General features: G+C 65.6%; 6 protein-coding genes. 2 read left to right on the top strand and 4 right to left on the bottom strand.

Annotated features, from left to right (window positions below):
- Together folP and orn are read right to left on the bottom strand one after the other, a co-directional pair.
- Positions 1-473 (bottom strand): dihydropteroate synthase (gene folP, locus VK519_RS04600; RefSeq protein WP_324347955.1); only part of this gene is annotated, 473 nt, incomplete at its 3' end.
- Positions 474-481: 8 nt separating this feature from the next.
- The gene (gene orn / locus VK519_RS04595; RefSeq protein ID WP_324347954.1) at positions 482-1,051 is read right to left on the bottom strand and encodes an oligoribonuclease; all 570 of its coding nucleotides are present in this window, start codon (positions 1,049-1,051) and stop codon (positions 482-484) included.
- 78 nt (positions 1,052-1,129) lie between these two features.
- On the opposite strand from orn, the gene sbcB reads away from it, so the two are divergent.
- Both sbcB and VK519_RS04585 read left to right on the top strand, forming a co-directional pair.
- The gene (sbcB, locus tag VK519_RS04590; RefSeq protein WP_324347953.1) at positions 1,130-2,563 is read left to right on the top strand and encodes an exodeoxyribonuclease I; all 1,434 of its coding nucleotides are present in this window, start codon (positions 1,130-1,132) and stop codon (positions 2,561-2,563) included.
- Entirely contained in the window at positions 2,563-3,249 is a 687-nt protein-coding gene (locus tag VK519_RS04585; protein WP_324347952.1) for a DUF2461 domain-containing protein, read from the top strand. Before sbcB ends, VK519_RS04585 begins: the two co-directional genes overlap by 1 nt.
- Here VK519_RS04585 and gloA2 read toward each other — a convergent pair.
- Complete coding sequence (gloA2, locus tag VK519_RS04580; protein WP_324347951.1) at positions 3,246-3,641, bottom strand: SMU1112c/YaeR family gloxylase I-like metalloprotein; 396 nt, start codon at positions 3,639-3,641, stop codon at positions 3,246-3,248. The two genes, VK519_RS04585 and gloA2, sit on opposite strands and share 4 nt — an antisense overlap.
- The coding region (locus VK519_RS04575; RefSeq protein ID WP_524538978.1) for an MFS transporter at positions 3,638-4,305 on the bottom strand (668 nt) is incomplete at its 5' end. The genes VK519_RS04575 and gloA2, both read right to left, overlap by 4 nt.

The following is a 4,305-nucleotide window of genomic DNA, read 5'->3' as shown; positions in this document are numbered from 1 at the left end:
TCGTAGCGTGGGTTGTCCTGCATCATGCGGGGCTCGCCCAGCATGTGCATCAGGCACACCGGCACGCGCAACTCCGCAGCGGCATCCAACGCCCCTTCGCGGCGCAGGGCGTAGACATCGTTGATCATGCCCGCACCCGCGGCCACCGCAGCGCGCATGACTTCGGGCTTGGAGGTATCCACCGAAATGGGTAGCCGCGTGGCTGCCACCAGGCCCTCGATCACCGGGATCACCCGTGCCAGTTCTTCCTCGACGGAAATATCCGCCGCGCCCGGACGCGTGGACTCACCGCCCACGTCGAGCATGTCGGCGCCCTCTTCCGCCAGCCGCACGCCATGCGCCACGGCCGATGCGGTATCGGCATGGGCGCCGCCGTCGGAGAACGAATCGGGTGTGACATTGACGATACCCACCACGCGCGCGCGATCAAGCACCAGCGCGCGCCCGTTGCAGTCCAGCGTGGTGGCGAACATGGCGTCGATCATTGGCTTGGGCCCTTGCCACCGAGCTCGCCCATGAAGCTACGGTAGTAGCGCAGTTCATCGATGGAATCGCGGATGTCAGACAGCGCGGTGTGCGCGGAATCCTTGGCAAGACCCTTGGCCACTGAAGGCGCCCAGCGGCGCGCCAGTTCCTTCAAGGTGGAAACATCCAGGTTGCGGTAGTGGAAGAAGCGCTCCAGCCGTGGCATCTGCCGGTGCATGAAACGGCGGTCCTGGCAGATGGAGTTCCCGCACATCGGCGACTTGCCGCTGGGCACCCAGTCGCGCAAGAAGGCGAGCGTGGCTTCCTCGGCCACCGCATGGGTGGCCTGGGAAGCCACGACCTGGTCCCACAGGCCCGAACGCGTGTGTTGGTTGCGGTTCCACGTATCCATGGCCTGCAGGCGCCATTCCTCGTGGGCTATGGCGTAGACCGGCCCCTCGGCCAGGATGTTGAGCTCACGATCGGTGACGATGGTGGCGATCTCGAGGATGGAGTCCTCGTCGGTATCGAGCCCGGTCATTTCCAGGTCGATCCAGATCAGATTGTCTTCGTGGGCCTGGGCCATGGTGTCTCCTAGTCTGGCGGGAAGTCTAGGGACCGCGGGGCGGCTTGGAAAGCCAAAGGGCCGTGCGATGATGTGAAGATGGCCGACCCGACCTTCTTCTGGCACGACTACGAGACCTTCGGCGCCGATCCCCGCCGCGACCGCCCCTCGCAGTTCGCCGGGATCCGTACCACGATGGAACTGGAGCCGCTTGGCGAGCCGGTGATGTTCTTCGGCAAGCCCCCGCGCGACTCCCCGCCGCACCCGGTGGCCTGCCTGATCACCGGCATCGCGCCGCAGGATGCCGAGCGTGACGGCGTCGCCGAGGCCGAATTCGCAGCCCTCGTGCACGAGCAGCTGGCTTCGCCCGGAACCTGTGGCGTGGGCTACAACTCGCTGCGCTTCGACGATGAGTTCACCCGCAACCTGCTGTACCGGAATTTCTTCGAGCCCTATGGCCGCGAATGGGAGAACGGCAATTCCCGCTGGGACCTGATCGACCTGGTGCGCATGTGCCATGCGCTCCGGCCCGAAGGCATCCAGTGGCCGCGCCGCGAGGATGGCAGCGTGAGTTTCCGCCTGGAAGACCTCTCCCGCGCCAACTCACTGAAGCAGGAGCGCGCCCACGATGCGCTATCGGACGTCGAGGCGTTGATCGGCCTGGCACGGCTGATACGCGAAAAACAGCCGCGGTTGTGGGACTGGTACCTGGGCCTGCGGCGCAAGGCGCGGGTGCAGGACCTCCTGGATGTGGTCCGCATGACGCCGGTGGTGCATGTGTCCTCGCGCTACCCGGCGTCGAGGCATTGCCTGGCTGTCGTGGCGCCCCTGGCCATGCATCCCACCCGCAACGGCGAGACGATCGTCTTTGACCTCAACGACGACCCCACGCCGCTGTTCGAGCTGGACGAAGACGCCATCGCCGAGCGGATGTTCACCGCGCGGGCCGATCTTCCCGAGGGCATCGAGCGCGTGGCGCTGCGCACGGTGCGCGCCAACCGTTCACCCGCGTTGGCACCGCTGTCGGTACTTACCGGGCCAGATATCGAACGCCTTGGGTTGCAGATGGACGCAGCCCACGCCAACCTGGAACGACTGCGCGCCCACGCCGGCCTTGCGGAGAAACTGCGCCGTATCTTTGCCAGCGCCGCCAACCTGCCACCGGCGACCGATCCGGAACTTGCGATCTACGATGGCTTCCTGCCCGACGCCGACAAACGCCTGCTGGGCCAGGTGCGCGCCACGCCGCCCGAGATGCTGGGTAGCGCGGGCTTCACTTTTCGCGACCCGCGTTATGCGGAGCTGCTGTTCCGCTATCGCGCTCGCAACTGGCTACACACACTTGACCTGGCCGAACATGAGCGCTGGGAAGCCTTCCGCCAGGCTCGGCTGCACAACGAAGGCGAGCTGACCACCCTGACCCTGGCGCAGTACCGCGCGGAAATCGCCGCGCAGCGCCTGCGCCCGGAACTTTCCCCCGACCAACACGCCCTGCTCGATCGCCTCGAGGCCTGGGCCGACGAGCTTGCCTGATGCCACGCGCCTATTTCAGCCCCGCCACTTTCCGCTTCTTCAAGGCCATTGGCCGCAACAACAGCCGCGATTGGTTCCACGCGCACAAGGACGATTACGAAAATCACGTGCGCGGTCCATACCTGGACCTGATCACCGACCTTGCCGCGCCGCTGGCGAAGATAAGCACGCATTACCGCGCCGATCCGCGCAAGGTGGGCGGTTCGTTGTTCCGCATGCATCGCGACACGCGCTTCGCCGGCGACAAGACGCCCTACAAGACCTGGGCCGGTGCGCGCTTCTTCCACGAGCGGCGCCATGAGATCCAGGCACCGGCGTTCTACATGCATCTTCAGCCCGGCGAATGCTTCGCCGGCGGCGGCATGTGGCACCCGGAGCCGGATGTCCTGAAGAGGATCCGTACATTCCTGGACGACAATCCCAAGGCATGGATCGCGGCCACGCGCAGCAAGGTCTTCGCCTCCCGCTTCGAGTTCTGGGGCGAAAGCCTGTCGCGGCCACCGCGAGGCTTTCCCGCCGACCACGCGCTGATCGACGACCTTCGGCGGAAGAATTTCGCTGCCGGTGAGAATTTCAGCGAGGACCTGGCGTGCTCGGCCGAGCTGCTGCCCTACCTCGTGGACAACTTCAAGAAAGTGGCGCCCATGGTGGATTACCTGTGCGCCGCCCAGGAGCTGGAGTTCTAATCCTCGTACAGTTCCAGTGGCAGGCCGTCGGGGTCGGCGAAGAAGGTGAAACGGCGGCCGGTGTATTCATCCACGCGGATGGGCTCGCAGGTAACGCCGCGCTCGGCGAGCACCGCTACCACCGGGTCGATGTCGGGCACGGCGAAGGCCAGGTGACGCAGGCCACGGGCCTCGGGACGGGATACGCGCGCAGGTGCATCCGGGAAGGAAAACAGCTCGATCTGCACACCGGGCGATACTTCCAGATCCAGCTTCCACGAATCGCGTTCGGCACGGTAGGCCTCGGCGATGACACGCAGGCCCAGCACGCGGGTATAGAAATCCTTCGAGCGTTCGTAGTTGCCCGCGATGATCGCCACGTGATGGATGGCTTGAAGAAGCGGCGTGTTCATCGGCCGAGCCGGCGCCGCATGGCCATCAGGTACACGCCGCACAGCATGCCGATCACCGCCACCCCGCCCACATAGTGCGCCGGAGCCAGGCCGCCCACCGACTTGGCCATGTAACCCACCAGCGGTGGCGTCACCGCGGCCAGGATGGCATAGGCCACGTTGTACGACAGCGAGATACCCGAGAACCGCACGTTGGGCGGGAACGCCAACACCAGTACCGATGGCACGATGCCGGAAATGCCGGCGAAGAACCCCGCCAGGGTGTACAGCGCCAGGAAATGCGCGCCGCCCGTGGTGAGGTCGAAGTACAACGCATAGGTGGCCGCACCCAGGCAGACCGATCCGAGCAGCATGGCAAGGCCGCGCCCGACGGCATCCACCAGCAGGCCGCCGCCAATGCAACCGAAGGTCAATCCCAGCGCCGCCAGGCTTGCACCGGTGAAGGCCAGAGGCGCCGGCACCTTGAAGGCTGTTTGCACGATGGTCGGGGTAAGAAGGATCACTACCACGATCGCCGCAGTAAGCACCCAAGTCACCAGCATCGACAGCGCCACACCGGGAAGGTAACGCTTGAGCACGGCCTTGACCGGCAGCTCGGGGCTCAGTTCGCGGCGTTCGCGCATGCGCATGAACACAGGCGTTTCGCTAAGCCAGCGCCGCAGGT

Origin of the sequence: Pinirhizobacter sp. (assembly GCF_035317885.1) — a bacterium.
GTDB lineage: Bacteria > Pseudomonadota > Gammaproteobacteria > Xanthomonadales > Rhodanobacteraceae > Pinirhizobacter.
Note: the sequence above shows the minus strand (reverse complement) of the source record. Positions and strands in the feature narration are given on the sequence as shown.